We start from the raw sequence: 14,627 nt of genomic DNA, 5'->3' as shown, positions 1-14,627 counted from the left end.
AGAATGTGACAACAGCCATCACATGTTTTTAATGCGCAATGAGTTTACGTTTTTCTCCCTTACTTCCCCAGCATCAGGATTTGCTCTGGAATTTTTTGCATATCGCCTTGTGGGATCCACCACCCGCAGGTATGCGCCCGCTGGAAACTTTGCAACTGCCACCGATCCGCATCTATGCTGAAAACTGGGGCCGTGCCAGTGATCTTGGTGTCATTGCACACATTGAGCGAGAAGAAAATCCCATAGGCGCTTGCTGGATGCGTCTGTTGCCGGATGGCATGGGCCTGGCTTATATTGATGAGCAGACACCGCAATTGGGTATCGCGCTCTTGCCTGCTTATCAGCACATGGGTTTTGGTAAAGTCATGATGCTGGCGGCGCTGGATGCGGCGCGTCAACGGGGCGTTAAGCAAGTTTCATTAACCGTGCATCCACAAAATCCGGCAGCAGGAATGTATTCCTCTTGCGGTTTTGTGCAAACCGGAATCAGAAATTCTTATCTGCTCATGCAGGTCAAGTTATAAACATAGTTGAAAAAGAAAGAAAAAACATGCCTCATCTGACCGTCGAATATTCGAGCAATCTCCCCCTGCAAGCCAAGGAATTACTCTTGCAAATCAATACGTCCCTAGTAGAAACGCGTCATTTTCAGGAGGTCGATATCAAGAGCAGGGCGATCCGCTTTGATGATGTAGTCGTCGGTACTGCGCCTGCTGAGCGCGCTTTTTTGCATGCAAAACTGGCGATATTGAAAGGACGCAGTACTGAGGTGAAACGCGAATTGTCAGAGCGCGTACTGGCCGTCATTCAAGCTGCACATGTCTGGCCGCAGGGGCTGGATGTGCAGCTTTGTGTCGAGATACTTGAGATCGATAAGGAAACTTATGCGAAGGCGCATTTAGGCAATTAGACGCCGATTGCCGAAACGCACCTTCAATTTCTTGCGAGTTTAAAAATCAAACTTTAATTCACCGACTACGGTGCGTTGCGTGTAGGGGTGGAAGGCCCAGTATTTTTTGTTGTTCAGATTGTCTATTCCTATAGAGGCTGCCCATTGCCTGGCCAGTTGATAGCGCACACGCACGTCGGCCACCACAAAGCTGGAAAAACCCTGGTAAGTAAAGGCATTGCTGTCACTATTGTCGAGTGAGCCGTATTGCTTGCCGCTATAACGCAGACCCAGGGTGGTGCTCAGCTTTTCATCTGCTCGGTAGCTAATGACAAAATTGGCGCGCCAGGCGGGTACGCGTGGTTGCCATTTACCTACACTGATCGGGTACTTGTCATTTCGGGTAATTTCGGAGTTGGCATAGGTCAGGCTAGCCGCCAGATCCAGGCCTCGGGAGTAGACATCGCTGGCCTGATAGGCAAGTTCCAGCCCTGTTGTATGGATTTCATCCACATTCTGGATGTTGGTCACATTCGGCGTGACCAGGGTATTTACTTGTGAATACAGGGCGTCTCTGGTCCTCTCGTGGAACAGGGTAGTACGTAAAAAGCCCTTGCCTTCATTCAATACCCTTTCAGCCGTCCATTCCACGGTCCAGGATTTTTCTGGCTTCAGGTTGGGATCATTGTTGACGATGGCCGTAGTGGAAATGCTGCCTTGATACAGTTCTGACACTGTAGGCATACGCACCGCACGCCCAGCCGATGCTTTCAACGTCCAGTCTTCACTGGCTTTGTAGGCAATTGCTGCTTTTGGTGAGAAATAGTTTTCCTCGCGTGTGGCGAAGGGCAGGGTGGAGCTGGCATTTGAAATAGCGCCCTGATCTGCCTGCCATTGTTCGAAACGACCGCCGATGATGACTTTCCATGCCGGACTGATACGCCAGGCATCCTGCGCATACAGGCTTTGCAATTGGGTATTACCCTGGAAAGCTGAGAAGCGCTTGAGTGCTCCGCCATTCATCCAGTCATTGGTATCGGATACCTGGGTGCGCATTTGATAGGCTTCGCGCTGATAACCAAATTCTGCCGTGTGCTCAGTATTTGGACGCCAGATGCCTTTCAAAGCCAGAGTGTTCCAGCCCGTGCCTGCACCGTCAGTAATGCGGCCAGCGCCACCGGTATCTGCCTGCGGAATCGCAACCGTAGGGGAGCGGGCGATATCCTTGCTGTAGTCATACAGACTGGCCGCCACTTCCCAGTCAAATACGCCCTTGGTATTGCTTTTCAGGTTAAGGCCGTGGGTGACATGTTCGAGCTGGTTTTTGCTGTTAGCCATATCGGTCGGGGCCAGGGTATATTTTTTACCTACGATATTGATATCGCCGCTATAGACCGCATTGCCCGCTGCATCGCGCAGATAGCTTTCGACTCCACTATTCATGTTGTTGCGCCAATAACCCAAGGTGTAACTGGCGCGCAAGGTCGGGCTGATGTCATAGGCCAGCTTGATTTTCGCGTGATCTTGCGTGGTACGGTATTGGCCAGTGGCACCCAGTATCCACCAGTCCAGACCTTGTGGATTTTTGTCGGCAATCGCACCCGTCACAGCTTTGCCCGCATTGCTACTGACACCTGCTGAGGCCAGTTTGTTGGCAAAGGCAATAGGGTGGCCATCGCTATCGAGCTGGTTCACATTCAACCACCATGAGAACGCACCTTGTTTGTTGCCCAGGCTAGCGCTGAGTTGCTTGCCGCTATAGCTTTTGTCTGTGCCATATTGCTGGAAGTTTTCGCCAAAGCCTACCAGCTTGGCATGTGCTTCAAACTGCCTGGGCATGCGTGTCACATAATCGACCACAGCACCGACGGAATTGCCCGCATAGGCAGCTGAAAAAGGGCCATACAATACATCCACCCTGTCGATTTCTTCTGGTGTCACCAGGCCCCAACGCGGCGTGAAGCTAGCTCCATTACCCAACAGGTTAGACAGCAAGATGCCATCGGCATACACCATGGAGCGTGCGCTGTTGCCTGTGCCAGATGCGCGCGTCGCCAGCACTGCATGGTTGTAGTCGCCGACATAGCGCTTGCGAACCAGCAGGCTAGGCAGGTATTTCAGGGCATCTTCTGCATCAATGGCATTGATGGTCTGCTCCATGGTCCTGGCGTTGATGCCCTCGATAGTGGTCGGTATTTCCTTGGGCAGGGAGGACGGTCGGTTGCCATTGATGATGACATGCTCGGCAGTGCTGGTGTTTTCTATGGTTTCGCTGGCCTGCACGTAAGCAGGTAGAAATGGGAAGGCGGCTGCCATGGCAGCCACCAGTGCGCGCAAACGCACTGAGCGTAAAGAATTCGACATAAAGATAATCTAAAAAATTGGAGCGCATGCAAATGCGCGATGCATGCCTGATAGCACTGAACACAGATATGTCACAGGCATGGCAAGCTTAAATAAAATCGGTTTCTTAGATAGAAGGAGGCCCGCGTGCGGGGAGTGGGGCAGCTACAATAGACGCCAGGCGTGCCGCTGGGATGGAACGCGTAGCGTAGGACAGGGCGTGTGGTGCTGCAAAAACAGTCGTTTGCGGGAAGTCGGCAGGTAAACTGGTAGCCAGGCACATGGAGCAATCCAGCAAATGCATCATGCTCTTGCCAGTCTCTTTGACACCATCTCCGTCAGCTTTGATGAACTTATAGCCGGTGCTGGTACAAATCAAATTCATGCCCTGTTCACCGGATTTCACCACGGAAGATGCCATGGCGACACCCAGCGTCAGTACATACATGAGCAGTACTGCGCGCACCAGGTGGCGAAAACACGACAGGGAAATGCGGTGGGCGGACATGGGGCGGCATTGTATCACCCTTCTGTTCTGCTACAAATTCGCTGTTGGAAGTCAGGAAAAATAAGCGAACTGACATCTAATTCGGCATATTTGGGGCTATCATGGCGATTTTCGGGGCGAGCCTGAACTGGGCCACAGAATGGCAGACAGCAAAATCCAGACTTCAGAGTCAGGATGATTTCTGGCATCAGCCCCCTTAGTTAACAGCTATTAACAGCTAGTAGGTCAACACGCCCTAGACGGCCATAAGCAGAAGGATAGATCTTGAGACAAGTTAGCCTGGGTCAACAAATGACCCGTACCAAGCCCATAGACCATAGCGAACAGGTGACAGATGATCAGGGCCATAGCCTGCATCGATCGCTGGGATTGTTTTCCCTGACCATGATAGGCGTCGGTTCTACCATCGGTACCGGTATTTTCTTCACCATGGTAGAAGCCGTGCCCAAGGCTGGCCCTTCGGTTATTTTGTCTTTCATCATAGCTGCAATTACAGCTGGTTTGACTGCCTTGTGTTATTCCGAGTTGTCTTCCCGTATCCCGGCATCCGGTTCTTCTTATTCCTATGCCTATGCAACAGTCGGTGAGTTTGGCGCCTTCATCGTTGCCGCTTGTCTGTTGCTTGAATATGGTCTTGCAGCAAGTGCTACGGCGATAGGCTGGTCGGCATATCTGAATAATTTCCTGACCAATGCCTTGGGCTGGCAAATACCGGAGATGCTACGTTCGCCCATGATAGTCGCAGGTGTCAATGGGGTCGAATTTCATGCTGGACAATTCAATTTGCCACCCATGATCCTGGTTGCCATATGCTGCATACTGCTGTTGCGTGGCGCCAAGGAGTCGGCCGCAGTGAATGCAGTCATGGTGATCATCAAGCTGCTTATCTTGACTTTCTTTGCCATCGTCGCGTTTTCCGGTTTTAATGCCGAGCATTTCACTCCCTTCTTTAATACTGACAACAGCAAGGGACTGGCTGGTATGGCGGGTGTAACTGCGGCTGCCGGTACGGTATTCTTTTCCTTTATCGGTCTTGATACCGTGGCAACGGCGGGTGCAGAAGTCAAAGACCCCAAGCGTAATGTGCCGCTGGGTATCATGGCGGCACTGATCGTTGTGACCGTGTTTTATTTGCTGGTAGCGGTTGCGGCTGTTGGTGCTCAGCCAGCCAAGATGTTTCAAGGTCAGGAGGCTGGCCTGGCAGTGATCTTGCAAAATGTCACAGGCAAAGCCTGGCCCGCATTGATCTTGTCTGCCGGTGCAGTGATCTCGGTATTCAGCGTGACCCTGGTAACCATCTACGGCCAAAGCCGGATTTTGTTTGCCATCAGCAAAGATGGTTTGATCCCCAGTTCTTTCCAGCGTGTGCATGCCCGCACCCGTACACCTGTCAGCAATACCATCATGGTGTGCGTGCTGGTGGGCATAGTCGCTGGTCTGGTTGACTCGACCTTCCTGTGGGATATGGTCAGCATGGGCACCCTGGTCGCGTTCATGGTGGTATCGGTTGCCGTGCCTGTCATCCGCAGGCAAAAACTGGGCGAGGGTGCAGGTGGTTTCCGTGTACCTTTTGGTCCTTACCTGATACCGGGCTTGAGCATATTGGCTTGCTTGTATATCCTGAAGGACTTGTCGGCCACTACTTACCATGTATTCTTTATCTGGATGGCAGTTGCAATTGCAATATATTTCCTGTATAGCAAAGCCCATTCACACTTGAATAAACAACAATAAGCCTGATCTTCCTGAGGCGCCCGGCTTGGGCGCCTCCAGTAAAAGAGCGAAATTATGAAACTGTTATCACTGAAATTTGCCGCCGTCGCTGTCTTCAGCGCATTTTCTGCATGCAGTCTAACGGCACAAGCAGAAAATATAGGTAGTGTAGATACTGCATTTAAACTCATAGGCCCCGACCATAAGGTCGTGATAGAAGCCTATGATGATCCCAAAGTGAATGGTGTAACCTGTTACATATCACGGGCAAAAACGGGCGGCATCTCAGGTGGCCTGGGTCTGGCAGAAGACAAGTCTGACGCCTCAATCGCCTGCCGCCAGGTTGGCCCTATTAGTTTCACCGGGCCTCTGAAACAGCAGGACGAAGTATTCAACCAGAGTCTGTCCATCCTGTTCAAAAAACTGCGCATCGTCCGTATGGTGGATCAAAAACGCAACGCTTTAGTGTATTTAACATATTCTGACAAATTGATAGAAGGGTCACCTAAGAATAGCGTGACCGCTGTTCCAGTTGATCGCAGTACCCCTATACCCATCAAATAACTGGCGATGCTGGGACGGGAATTATGCGCAGGTTTTTCTATACAGCAATCAATTACGCTTACAATGTGATTTATAAGCGTAATTTCCCCTAGCGTACCATTATGACAAGCACCGCCGCAGCTCCCAAGCTGACCACTGAGCAATCCGTAGATGCACTTATCAAGACGATACGCATCCCGCCACGCCCCAGCTTGTTGGCTGACGTACAGGCGGAGTTGGCGGCAGATGACCCAGATCCCCGCAGGCTGACCAATATCATTGCTAATGATGTGGCCATGTCAGCTTCCTTATTGAAACTTGCCAATTCATCTTTCTTTGGCCTGCGGCTGAAGGCCAAATCGGTTGAGCACGCAGTGAATTTATTGGGGATTACCCAGTGCGGTAATCTGATGACAGGAATAATTGCCAGGCAAAGCATACAGATTGAGAAAATCTCCCTGGTCAAATTCTGGGACTTTTCTACCAAGCGCGCCCAGGCTATGACGCAACTGGCGAGACGCTTGCGCGTCTGTCCGCCTGATCAAGCCCATACTTTTGGCCTGTTTTGCGATATAGGAATACCTTTGTTGCTGGAACGTTTTCCCGATTATGCAGAGACGCTGGAGTTGGCCAACCAGGAAGCGCAGGATACTTTTACAGCAGTAGAAGACCATCGTCACGCCACTTCGCATACCGCCATAGGTTCACTGATGGCGCGCACCTGGGGGTTACCTGAGAGTGTGTCGCTGGCCATACTCTTGCATCACGACTACAGTGTGCTCAATGACCCAAATACCGACGAATCAGTCAAAAGCCTGATTGCCCTGGCATTAATAGCTGAATATGGAATACAAAAATACCATGGGCAAGAGTTTTCTTGCGAATGGGAAAAGGGTGGCGAAGCCGCCTGTGAGTTTTTGGGTTTGTCTGCCGATGAAGTGGACGACAGATTTGAAGAGTTGCATGAGTTATTCAATCACGCGCATTGACCAGATTGTGCGTTTGGCCGCTAACTTCTAAAGAGCCGTCCAGATTCATGGACGGCTTTTTAACAAATTGGCAGGCAACATCAAGATGGCCCGCAAAAATTCAAACACACCACTCACCGCTATTCCCAGTAGGCGGAAGGGCAGGAGCAATAGCCATACCAGTGGATACAGCACCAGGGCCAGTATGGCTAAAGGCCAGCAGAGCACAAACAAAATAATCCAGATCAGAAAGCCTAGCATGGGGTGTCCTTAAGCGATGATGACGCGCACCAGGCTGCTCAGGATGACCAGTGCGATGGTAGCGAGGACAACACCGTCCATGTTTGCTGTGATGTTCATGATATTTCCTTTCAATTCGGGTGGGAGTGATTGCACTGTAGACCGCAGCCATGCAGGCCGCCAGCCGCAAGCGACGAAGTGCAATTTCCTAGTATCGGAATGCGTTTGCAGCGGATGAAATGAGGGCGATATTTATTGCAGCAGACTATGCTTCGCAGGCGCTGCATTGCTTCATTTTTAAAAAACAAGCATTTGCCAAGATTTCAAGAAACGCTTGACTTAGCTCTGGGACGCACGCACACTTCAATTATTAGTCAACTGAATAATAACTGTTAGATATAGAAAAAATGGCACGTCCTTCCCAGCAACTCGATGAAGTTTTATTGCAAAGCGGCCGTGCCTTGTTTGCACAACATGGCTGCGGTGGTTTGTCACTGCGCATGCTGGCCGAGCATGCTGGTGTGAATGTGGGCATGTTCCATTACCACTTCAAAAACAAAGACAATTTCCTGACCCAGTTGCTGCAGACCATGTATGAGGAAGTGTTTGCACAACTGCAGGCGGAAGTTAATCACGAAGGCTCGCCTGTGCAGCGTCTGCGCGAAGCTCTCTGTTTGTTGGGGCGTTTATTGCGTGAGCATGGTAGCTGGATAGGGCGGGTCTGGGCAGATGCTGCCCAGGGTGAAAAAGTTGCCAGGCAGTTTCTCGAAAAGAATGGCGCACGCCACGTAATACTGATCACCGGCTTGCTGATGCAAGCCATGCAGGCCGGTGAGATAGCCGTGGCACAGCCTACCCACGCTTTGGCGTTTTTGATGGGGAGTATCGCCGCCCCCATGGTCATCGTTCCGCGAGCACTGGACATGGGCTTTGTCCCGGCCATATTGCAAGAACCCTTGAGCCAGGTGTTAAGCGATGCCGCCATTGCCGACCGCGTCAGCCGTGCCCTGTATGCCCTGGCTGCAACGAATGAGGAGTTACACCGTGCATAGAAAATTCACATTGGCTACCACAATGAGTTTGGCTCTCGCTACGTTTGCCATACTGGCTGGCTGCAACGAAAAACCATCCGCCAACTGGTCAGGCTACGCCGAAGGGGAATACATCTATATTTCTGCTCCGCTGGGCGGCAAGCTGGACAGCATCAAAGTGCAGGCAGGGCAACAAGTAGCCAAGGACAGCTTGCTGTTTGCACTTGATGCGGAAGCTGAAAATGCTGCCCATGACGAAGCCAGCGCCCGTCTCGCGGGGGCCAAGGCGCAAGCCAGTAATACCGAAAAAGGCAGGCGCAATGAAGAAATCGCCATCACCCAGGCGCAACTGAGTAGCGCACAGGCGCAAGCGGCGCTGGCAAGGCAGGAACTGGCACGCCAACAGCAATTGGTGGGGCAGGGCTTCGTCTCCAAATCCCGTGTGGACGATGCACAAACCAATGTCAAACTCAGTGAAGCACGCGTGGCAGAATTGAATGCCACGCTGAGTGTCGCTAAACTGCCAGCCCGCGCAGATGAACGTGCCGCCGCCCAGTCCAGTGCAGATGCGGCAAAAGAAGCATTGCGCCAGACCGCCTGGCGCTCAGGACAGAAATCACAAAATTCACCCGCGAATGCCCTGGTAGCCGAAGTATTTTTTCGTCAGGGTGAATATGTGCAACCGGGCCAGCCAGTGCTGTCTTTGCTGCCGCCAGAAAACCGCAAAGCCAGGTTCTTTGTACCTGAAGGTGAACTGGGCAAGATCGTTGTTGGCCAGGCAGTCAGTCTGCATTGCGATGGCTGCGGGGCAGCTATCCCTGCCCACATTTCCCGCATCGCCAGCCAGGCTGAATACACGCCGCCAGTGATTTATTCAAATGCACAGAGAGCCAAACTGGTATTCATGGTCGAGGCCAAACCTGACCAGCCTGACAAACTCTTGCTGCACCCCGGGCAGCCTTTGGACGTATCACTGCTGGCTGCTGCAACAAGCTCAGGAAAAGCACGGTGAATACCAGCGTCGATAGGGGTAATCTTGCCATAGACGTGCATGGTCTGAGCAAATCCTATGGTGGCCGCGCCGTGGTCGACAAAGTCGAGCTGCAAGTCGCCAAAGGCCGTATTTGTGGTTTTTTGGGACCGAATGGCAGCGGCAAAACCACCACCATACGCATGCTGTGTGGTTTGCTTACACCCGATGCTGGCACTGGTTCATGTTTGGGTCTGGATATCATCAAACAGGCAGAACAGATCAAGCGCCAGGTAGGTTATATGACGCAAAAATTCGGGCTGTACGACGATTTGTCGATACGCCAGAACCTGGATTTCGTGGCACGCCTGTTTGAACTGCCATCGAGAAAAAATGCGGTCGATCAATCGCTGGAAAGACTGGGCCTGGCCGCACGCCAGCATCAACTGGCTGGCTCTCTGTCGGGCGGCTGGAAGCAGAGGCTGGCACTGGCTGCCTGCCTCATCCATGAACCACGCCTGCTCTTGCTGGATGAACCCACTGCCGGGGTAGATCCCAAAGCCCGTCGTGATTTTTGGGACCAGATTCATTTGCTGGCTGGCCAGGGCATTACCGTGCTGGTGTCCACCCACTATATGGATGAAGCAGAGCGCTGCCATGAACTCTGCTATATCGCCTACGGAAAAATACTGGCGCGTGGTACCGAGGCCGAAATCATACGTGACTCCAAACTCAAGGTCTGGACGCTGCAAGGTGAGCAACTGGGGGCATTACTGGAACCATTGAAATCAGCACCAGGCGTATTAAGTGTCGCTGCTTTCGGCAATGCTGTTCATGTGGCCGGGCTGGATGAAGCACTGATCTTGCAGGCGCTGGACACTATCAGGCATCAGGCGAATATACAAATCACGCCGAGTGCCGCCAACCTGGAAGATGTCTTCATCAGCCTGATCGCCAGTGCCCCGGATAATTTTCCCAAGGATGATGCACAGAAAATACAGAAAATACGGCAAAAGGTGACAGCATGAAGCGTTTTTCTGTGGCACGCATGTTTGCCATCTTCATCAAGGAATTTCAGCAAATGATGCGAGACCGCCTGACCTTTGCCATGGCGGTGGGCATCCCTATCTTGCAGCTTATCCTGTTTGGCTATGCCATCAATACCGACCCCAAGGGTTTGCCAACTGCCGTGGTCAGCATCGACAATAGCCCCATGGCGCGCAGCTTTGTCGTCGCCATGCAAAACACCGGTTACTTCCGTATCGACTCTGTAGGCCAGAGTGAGCAAGAGGCAGAACACTTGCTGGAAAACGGCAAAATACAATTCATGCTGGTGATACCACCACAATTCACCCAGCAACTAGTGCGTGGTGAAAAACCGGCCCTGCTGATATCTGTAGATGCGACCGATCCATCGGCATCGGGCAATGCGATTGCTGCATTGAATGCCATCGCCACCCAGGCCCTGCATCATGACTTGAAAGGCCCTTTGCAATATCTGCAAACCGCTGCGCCCGCTTATGAAGTGCGTGTACACCGTCGCTATAACCCTGAAGGTCTGTCACGCTATAACATCGTCCCCGGCCTGATAGGCACCATACTCACCATGACCATGGTCATGCTGACTTCACTGGCCATGACACGCGAACGCGAGCGCGGCACCATGGAAAACCTGCTGGCAACGCCAGTGCGCCCGGCAGAAGTCATGGTCGGTAAAATCCTGCCCTATGTGTTGATGGGTTATATACAACTGGGCGTCATCATCAGTGCTGCCTTCCTGCTATTTGACGTGCCAATGGAGGGTAGCTTCGGCCTGCTGATGAGCATGATAGGCGTCTTCATCCTGGCCAACCTGGCGGTGGGCTTCACTTTTTCCACGATAGCGAAAAACCAGTTGCAAGCCATGCAGATGACTTTCTTTTTCTTCCTGCCATCCATGCTCTTGTCCGGCTTCATGTTCCCCTTCCGCGCCATGCCGGAATGGGCGCAAGTCATAGGAGAAGCCTTGCCCCTGACGCACTTCCTGCGCATCGTGCGGGGTATTTTATTGAAGGGAAACACGGCAGACCAACTCGTGCCAGAGCTGTGGCCCATGCTGGTGTTTTTGTTGTTGGCGGGGTTTGTGGCTTTGAAGCGGTATAGGCAGACTTTGGATTAATTTGTAAAAAACTAGGTGTTGGGATGTGAATCTATTTCCGCCAGCAGTCTCTGCCATAACCGCAGGGACTGTACTCCAACATAACCTGACTCTTGCGCATCGTTGCATTCTATGATGATCCAGCGACCATCTGCAGTTTTTGCAAAGTCTATGACCAAGAATGGAACTGACAGTTTTGCAGCAGCACTAGCTGCAATGGCAAGCCCAATATCTGTATCGGGGCAATCATATGGCTGCACCTGATACCAATAGCGCCCCCAGCCAACGCAGACTCCATGCCACCAGAATGAACGGTACTCAATGGATACCTGCACTTTACCAGGAACTATGCCATCTACTTTTGCGAGGGGAATGAACTCGCGTATGACTGGTTTTTGCCAGTGCAATATTGCATCGTTTTGATAAAGCTGAACTGCTCTTTCATAGTGAGCACGGTTTTGTATGACGGCGAGATAGGGATTGTGTTTGCTGGTTTGCCTGGAGCCCTTCAGAAAAACCGGCCAGTCAAAGTTGGACTCAATTTCAAGCACCGTCGGTAAAGCTTCATAAACGACGGTGCGTGGTGTTAATTCCGTGATCAGTGGATACCAGGCTTCCAGCTCGCTTGCCAATACATGCTGGTCTGGTGAATTGATGAGTTGTAAGCCCATCTCCATTTTCTCTTCATACTCTTGGGCATAATTGGCGATGGCACCTACCCGCATGATACAGGGGCGTTGCCCTTCAATCAGATAGGGATGAGTGCATTCGAAATGCAAATCAAAATCGAAATCATAGACAGCAAGGCCTAGCCGTTCGCTGACAACGAATAATTTATCTTCAATAAGAGTAAGGTTCATGATCGGCCAATTATTTTATTATGGCCGAAAACACCAATGCCAAGGCTCATACTGAAACCCGCTGCTATTTCCTGGCGGGTAAGACATGTGAAAACCAAAGCGCCCGGCATTGTTTTGCAGCCAGGCAAAGGCCGTCGTGGTGTCAAAAGATATTTCCAGTTCCGGGTCTTCTGGCGTGGCTATGTCGATCGCGCGGCCGGTGTGGTGTTCGCTGTAACCGGGCGGGGCGCAGACCAGCAAGATATCTTCCAGCGTTTTACCTTCTGCCAGTTTGTTACAGATAATCTCGGATTGTCTGGCGATGCTGCGGTAGGCGGAGATCATCAGTAGTGCGATGCCATCCTGGTTGGCAGCTTGCTTCATTGCCTGCCAGGCTAGATTGGCCTCTGGTGTCAGCAGATATTGCCAGCCATCTTCGCCTGTTTCTGCCAATACCAGTTCGCTGGCTTCTTGCTGGATCAGCAAATTGCGCTGTTCCAGCAATTGCGGCGGGATGATGAGGTTTGGCGGCGTAGCCGCTGCCATGCTCATTTCGCTTTCAGATTAGCAACCAGTGTGTCGAGCATGGCGGCGGTTTCTGCATCTGGCATGCCGTCAAATTTTGCTGGCCTGTACTTGGTCTGGAAGGCCACCAGCACACTTCTGGTTGCCTCATCAAGCAAGCCGGTTTGCGGAATGCCATACCCAAATTGAGCGAGTTTTTGCTGGAACCATTTGATCTCTGGCAATTGCAATTCATAGGCTGTCATGCGTTGCGCGACTTCTTCTGCCCTGGGCCAGGGGATAAGGCCAGCATCGGCCAGTTGCTTCCATGGGAACAGCGGACCGGGGTCTGATTTGCGCGTGGGGGCAATGTCAGAATGACCGAGTATGTATTCCGGGCGTATCTGATAGCGCAGAGAGATATCCTTGACCAGGGCAATCACGCGGTCTATCTGGGCTTGCGGGTAGGGGAAGTAAATCCTGCCTTCCGGCGTATCCTTGAAACCGAGATTGACGATTTCTATGCCGATGGAACTGGCATTCATGCGGCTATAGCCTTTCCATTCGCTGAGCCCGGCGTGATAAGCCATGCGGTTTTCTGGCACCAACTGCCAGACCTTGATGGGGTCTTCATCGCCCACCAGATAATTTGCGCTGACTGCCTGCTGGCTGAGCACCCGTAATGAAGTGGCTTGATCAAGTGCCGTGTAGTGCAGGATGATGAATTGCACGCGTTCTTCCTGGCTCTTGGCAGAGATAGTGGTATCGAGCTTGCCCATCGGGCCGACCGTGGCACAGCCACTGATGAAGATGCTGATTGCGGCTAATAAGCTATATAGGCTGACTTTATTCATGATTGTTTTTTGAGTTGTCGGGCAGCGAGTCGTGCTGCGGAAAAATGGGCTTCGCAAGTGCTCTGGCGCAGGCTGATTTCTGGCGGCAGATGCAGACGCAGGGATTCTACGATGGCAGGGTGCAGTTCTTGTACCCTGCCGGCGAGTGCGATGGGTTTATTGCCAAAGCGGGTGCACATGGCCGTGCCCAGGCGCGCCAGTTCCTTGCCAGCGTTCTTGAGTATGGCCATGGCTAACGGGTCACTATTGGCGGATGCTGCCACGGCCAGCGCCAGCTTACCTATGTCGCCGCGGCTGCGGTGATAGATAAAATCGCGAGATATATTCCAGTCATTGCCGCCGATGAGTTTGAACAGGCGCTTGGCCATTTCGGATTCTTTCCAGTGATCGGGATGTTCATCTTCTGCACGCCAGAGCTGGCGCATGGCTTCGCGGGCTATCCAGAAACCGCCACCAGCATCGTCCAGCAAATAACCACGGCCACCAGCACGGTGAAATTCGCTATTGCCATCGATATAGGCAGCAATCGAGCCGGTGCCTGCATAGATCAGGTAACCGGTTCCCGGTTTGAAAATGTCCAGATAGGCAATTTCTATGTCATTGCTGACAGAGACATGAGCTTGATGCAGGCCAAAGCAATCCGCCAGCATATCTGGCAAGGTGCGCGCATCACCGCCAAAACCGGTAATACCTGCACGTATGCTGCCAACCTGGCCATGGCTGCTGGTCGCGGCGGCCAGCCCGGCAAACACTTGCTCCAGGGCTTGTATGCCTTCGTGCGTGTCGGTTTGCAGCGCAGTCAGCCCCGCGGCAGTTCCACTGGCGAGTATTTGCTCGTCCTTGCTTGCCAGCGCCCAGCGGGTTTGCGTGCCACCCGCATCTATCCCTAGCGCAATGGCTGTGCTTTGCTGAGCGGATATGTGCTGGTCAGATGGCATGAACGGGTTTGTTGTGCAGGCTTTGTGCAGGTTTCTGGAAAAATTGATACGGCATCGTGGCGCTGAATTGCAATAACTGGCAGTTGTTCGTTTATCATAGGGCGCTTCTGTTACTGGCAGCGAATGAAAAGATGCGTCCGGCTTATAACT

At 52.2% G+C, this 14,627-nt stretch carries 16 protein-coding genes; 9 read left to right on the top strand and 7 right to left on the bottom strand.

Annotated features, from left to right (window positions below; translation table 11 throughout):
• The first annotated feature begins 38 nt into the window (after positions 1-38).
• Complete coding sequence (locus Q8K39_RS23610) at positions 39-524, top strand: N-acetyltransferase (protein WP_305263602.1); 486 nt, start codon at positions 39-41, stop codon at positions 522-524.
• 26 nt (positions 525-550) lie between these two features.
• Complete coding sequence (locus Q8K39_RS23605; RefSeq protein WP_186952476.1) at positions 551-910, top strand: 5-carboxymethyl-2-hydroxymuconate Delta-isomerase; 360 nt, start codon at positions 551-553, stop codon at positions 908-910.
• A 39-nt stretch (positions 911-949) separates the two neighbouring features.
• Here the strand turns inward: Q8K39_RS23605 and Q8K39_RS23600 are convergent, their stop codons facing one another.
• Together Q8K39_RS23600 and Q8K39_RS23595 are read right to left on the bottom strand one after the other, a co-directional pair.
• Complete coding sequence (locus Q8K39_RS23600; RefSeq protein WP_305263601.1) at positions 950-3,253, bottom strand: TonB-dependent receptor; 2,304 nt, start codon at positions 3,251-3,253, stop codon at positions 950-952.
• A 106-nt stretch (positions 3,254-3,359) separates the two neighbouring features.
• The gene (locus Q8K39_RS23595) at positions 3,360-3,740 is read right to left on the bottom strand and encodes a DUF2946 family protein (protein ID WP_305263600.1); all 381 of its coding nucleotides are present in this window, start codon (positions 3,738-3,740) and stop codon (positions 3,360-3,362) included.
• Positions 3,741-4,031: 291 nt separating this feature from the next.
• Between Q8K39_RS23595 and Q8K39_RS23590 the strand changes: the two genes are divergently transcribed.
• From Q8K39_RS23590 to Q8K39_RS23580, 3 genes are all read left to right on the top strand, one after another.
• Complete coding sequence (locus Q8K39_RS23590; protein WP_186953092.1) at positions 4,032-5,474, top strand: APC family permease; 1,443 nt, start codon at positions 4,032-4,034, stop codon at positions 5,472-5,474.
• Positions 5,475-5,528: 54 nt separating this feature from the next.
• Positions 5,529-6,017, top strand: a complete 489-nt coding sequence (locus Q8K39_RS23585) for a CreA family protein (protein ID WP_305263599.1) — start codon at positions 5,529-5,531, stop codon at positions 6,015-6,017.
• 101 nt (positions 6,018-6,118) lie between these two features.
• Positions 6,119-6,985, top strand: a complete 867-nt coding sequence (locus Q8K39_RS23580) for an HDOD domain-containing protein (protein WP_305263598.1) — start codon at positions 6,119-6,121, stop codon at positions 6,983-6,985.
• Between the two features lie 45 nt (positions 6,986-7,030).
• On the opposite strand, the gene Q8K39_RS23575 is transcribed toward Q8K39_RS23580, so the two are convergent.
• Complete coding sequence (locus tag Q8K39_RS23575) at positions 7,031-7,225, bottom strand: hypothetical protein (RefSeq protein WP_305263597.1); 195 nt, start codon at positions 7,223-7,225, stop codon at positions 7,031-7,033.
• Positions 7,226-7,611: 386 nt separating this feature from the next.
• Here Q8K39_RS23575 and Q8K39_RS23570 point away from each other — a divergent pair, with 386 nt between their 5' ends.
• The 4 genes from Q8K39_RS23570 to Q8K39_RS23555 are packed head-to-tail and all read left to right on the top strand — an operon-like array spanning position 7,612 to position 11,363.
• Positions 7,612-8,256, top strand: a complete 645-nt coding sequence (locus tag Q8K39_RS23570; protein ID WP_186952485.1) for a TetR/AcrR family transcriptional regulator — start codon at positions 7,612-7,614, stop codon at positions 8,254-8,256.
• Between the two features lie 22 nt (positions 8,257-8,278).
• Positions 8,279-9,247: an HlyD family secretion protein gene (locus Q8K39_RS23565; protein ID WP_305263596.1), complete on the top strand. Its 969-nt coding sequence runs from the start codon at positions 8,279-8,281 to the stop codon at positions 9,245-9,247.
• Entirely contained in the window at positions 9,244-10,233 is a 990-nt protein-coding gene (locus Q8K39_RS23560; protein WP_305263595.1) for an ABC transporter ATP-binding protein, read from the top strand. Before Q8K39_RS23565 ends, Q8K39_RS23560 begins: the two co-directional genes overlap by 4 nt.
• Positions 10,230-11,363, top strand: coding sequence for an ABC transporter permease (locus Q8K39_RS23555; protein ID WP_305263594.1), 1,134 nt, complete (start codon positions 10,230-10,232; stop codon positions 11,361-11,363). Before Q8K39_RS23560 ends, Q8K39_RS23555 begins: the two co-directional genes overlap by 4 nt.
• A gap of 11 nt (positions 11,364-11,374) precedes the next feature.
• Here Q8K39_RS23555 and Q8K39_RS23550 read toward each other — a convergent pair whose 3' ends face one another.
• The 4 genes from Q8K39_RS23550 to Q8K39_RS23535 are packed head-to-tail and all read right to left on the bottom strand — an operon-like array spanning position 11,375 to position 14,477.
• Positions 11,375-12,202 (bottom strand): ATP-grasp domain-containing protein, encoded by an 828-nt coding sequence (locus Q8K39_RS23550; protein WP_305263593.1) that lies wholly within the window; start codon positions 12,200-12,202, stop codon positions 11,375-11,377.
• Positions 12,203-12,220: 18 nt separating this feature from the next.
• Positions 12,221-12,733 carry a M15 family metallopeptidase gene (locus Q8K39_RS23545; RefSeq protein WP_305263592.1) on the bottom strand — a complete coding sequence of 171 codons (513 nt, stop codon included), beginning with the start codon at positions 12,731-12,733 and terminating at the stop codon, positions 12,221-12,223.
• Positions 12,730-13,539 (bottom strand): N-acetylmuramoyl-L-alanine amidase, encoded by an 810-nt coding sequence (locus Q8K39_RS23540; protein ID WP_305263591.1) that lies wholly within the window; start codon positions 13,537-13,539, stop codon positions 12,730-12,732. Before Q8K39_RS23540 ends, Q8K39_RS23545 begins: the two co-directional genes overlap by 4 nt.
• Positions 13,536-14,477, bottom strand: coding sequence for an N-acetylglucosamine kinase (locus tag Q8K39_RS23535; RefSeq protein WP_305263590.1), 942 nt, complete (start codon positions 14,475-14,477; stop codon positions 13,536-13,538). Before Q8K39_RS23535 ends, Q8K39_RS23540 begins: the two co-directional genes overlap by 4 nt.
• Positions 14,478-14,627: the final 150 nt, after the last annotated feature.

Source organism: Undibacterium sp. (assembly GCF_030683615.1).
Classification (GTDB): domain Bacteria; phylum Pseudomonadota; class Gammaproteobacteria; order Burkholderiales; family Burkholderiaceae_D; genus Undibacterium; species Undibacterium umbellatum.
Note: the sequence above shows the minus strand (reverse complement) of the source record. Positions and strands in the feature narration are given on the sequence as shown.

Bases quoted from the DNA above. Each gene is read 5' to 3' on its own strand.
- Q8K39_RS23565 (WP_305263596.1), top strand. From the start codon at position 8,279: ATGAGTTTGGCTCTCGCTACGTTTGCCATACTGGCTGGCTGCAACGAA.
- Q8K39_RS23580 (WP_305263598.1), top strand. From the start codon at position 6,119: ATGACAAGCACCGCCGCAGCTCCCAAGCTGACCACTGAGCAATCCGTA.
- Q8K39_RS23595 (WP_305263600.1), bottom strand. From the start codon at position 3,740: ATGTCCGCCCACCGCATTTCCCTGTCGTGTTTTCGCCACCTGGTGCGC.
- Q8K39_RS23605 (WP_186952476.1), top strand. From the start codon at position 551: ATGCCTCATCTGACCGTCGAATATTCGAGCAATCTCCCCCTGCAAGCC.
- Q8K39_RS23610 (WP_305263602.1), top strand. From the start codon at position 39: ATGAGTTTACGTTTTTCTCCCTTACTTCCCCAGCATCAGGATTTGCTC.
- Q8K39_RS23535 (WP_305263590.1), bottom strand. From the start codon at position 14,477: ATGCCATCTGACCAGCACATATCCGCTCAGCAAAGCACAGCCATTGCG.
- Q8K39_RS23585 (WP_305263599.1), top strand. From the start codon at position 5,529: ATGAAACTGTTATCACTGAAATTTGCCGCCGTCGCTGTCTTCAGCGCA.
- Q8K39_RS23590 (WP_186953092.1), top strand. From the start codon at position 4,032: ATGACCCGTACCAAGCCCATAGACCATAGCGAACAGGTGACAGATGAT.
- Q8K39_RS23575 (WP_305263597.1), bottom strand. From the start codon at position 7,225: ATGCTAGGCTTTCTGATCTGGATTATTTTGTTTGTGCTCTGCTGGCCT.
- Q8K39_RS23550 (WP_305263593.1), bottom strand. From the start codon at position 12,202: ATGAACCTTACTCTTATTGAAGATAAATTATTCGTTGTCAGCGAACGG.
- Q8K39_RS23555 (WP_305263594.1), top strand. From the start codon at position 10,230: ATGAAGCGTTTTTCTGTGGCACGCATGTTTGCCATCTTCATCAAGGAA.
- Q8K39_RS23540 (WP_305263591.1), bottom strand. From the start codon at position 13,539: ATGAATAAAGTCAGCCTATATAGCTTATTAGCCGCAATCAGCATCTTC.
- Q8K39_RS23570 (WP_186952485.1), top strand. From the start codon at position 7,612: ATGGCACGTCCTTCCCAGCAACTCGATGAAGTTTTATTGCAAAGCGGC.
- Q8K39_RS23600 (WP_305263601.1), bottom strand. From the start codon at position 3,253: ATGTCGAATTCTTTACGCTCAGTGCGTTTGCGCGCACTGGTGGCTGCC.
- Q8K39_RS23545 (WP_305263592.1), bottom strand. From the start codon at position 12,733: ATGAGCATGGCAGCGGCTACGCCGCCAAACCTCATCATCCCGCCGCAA.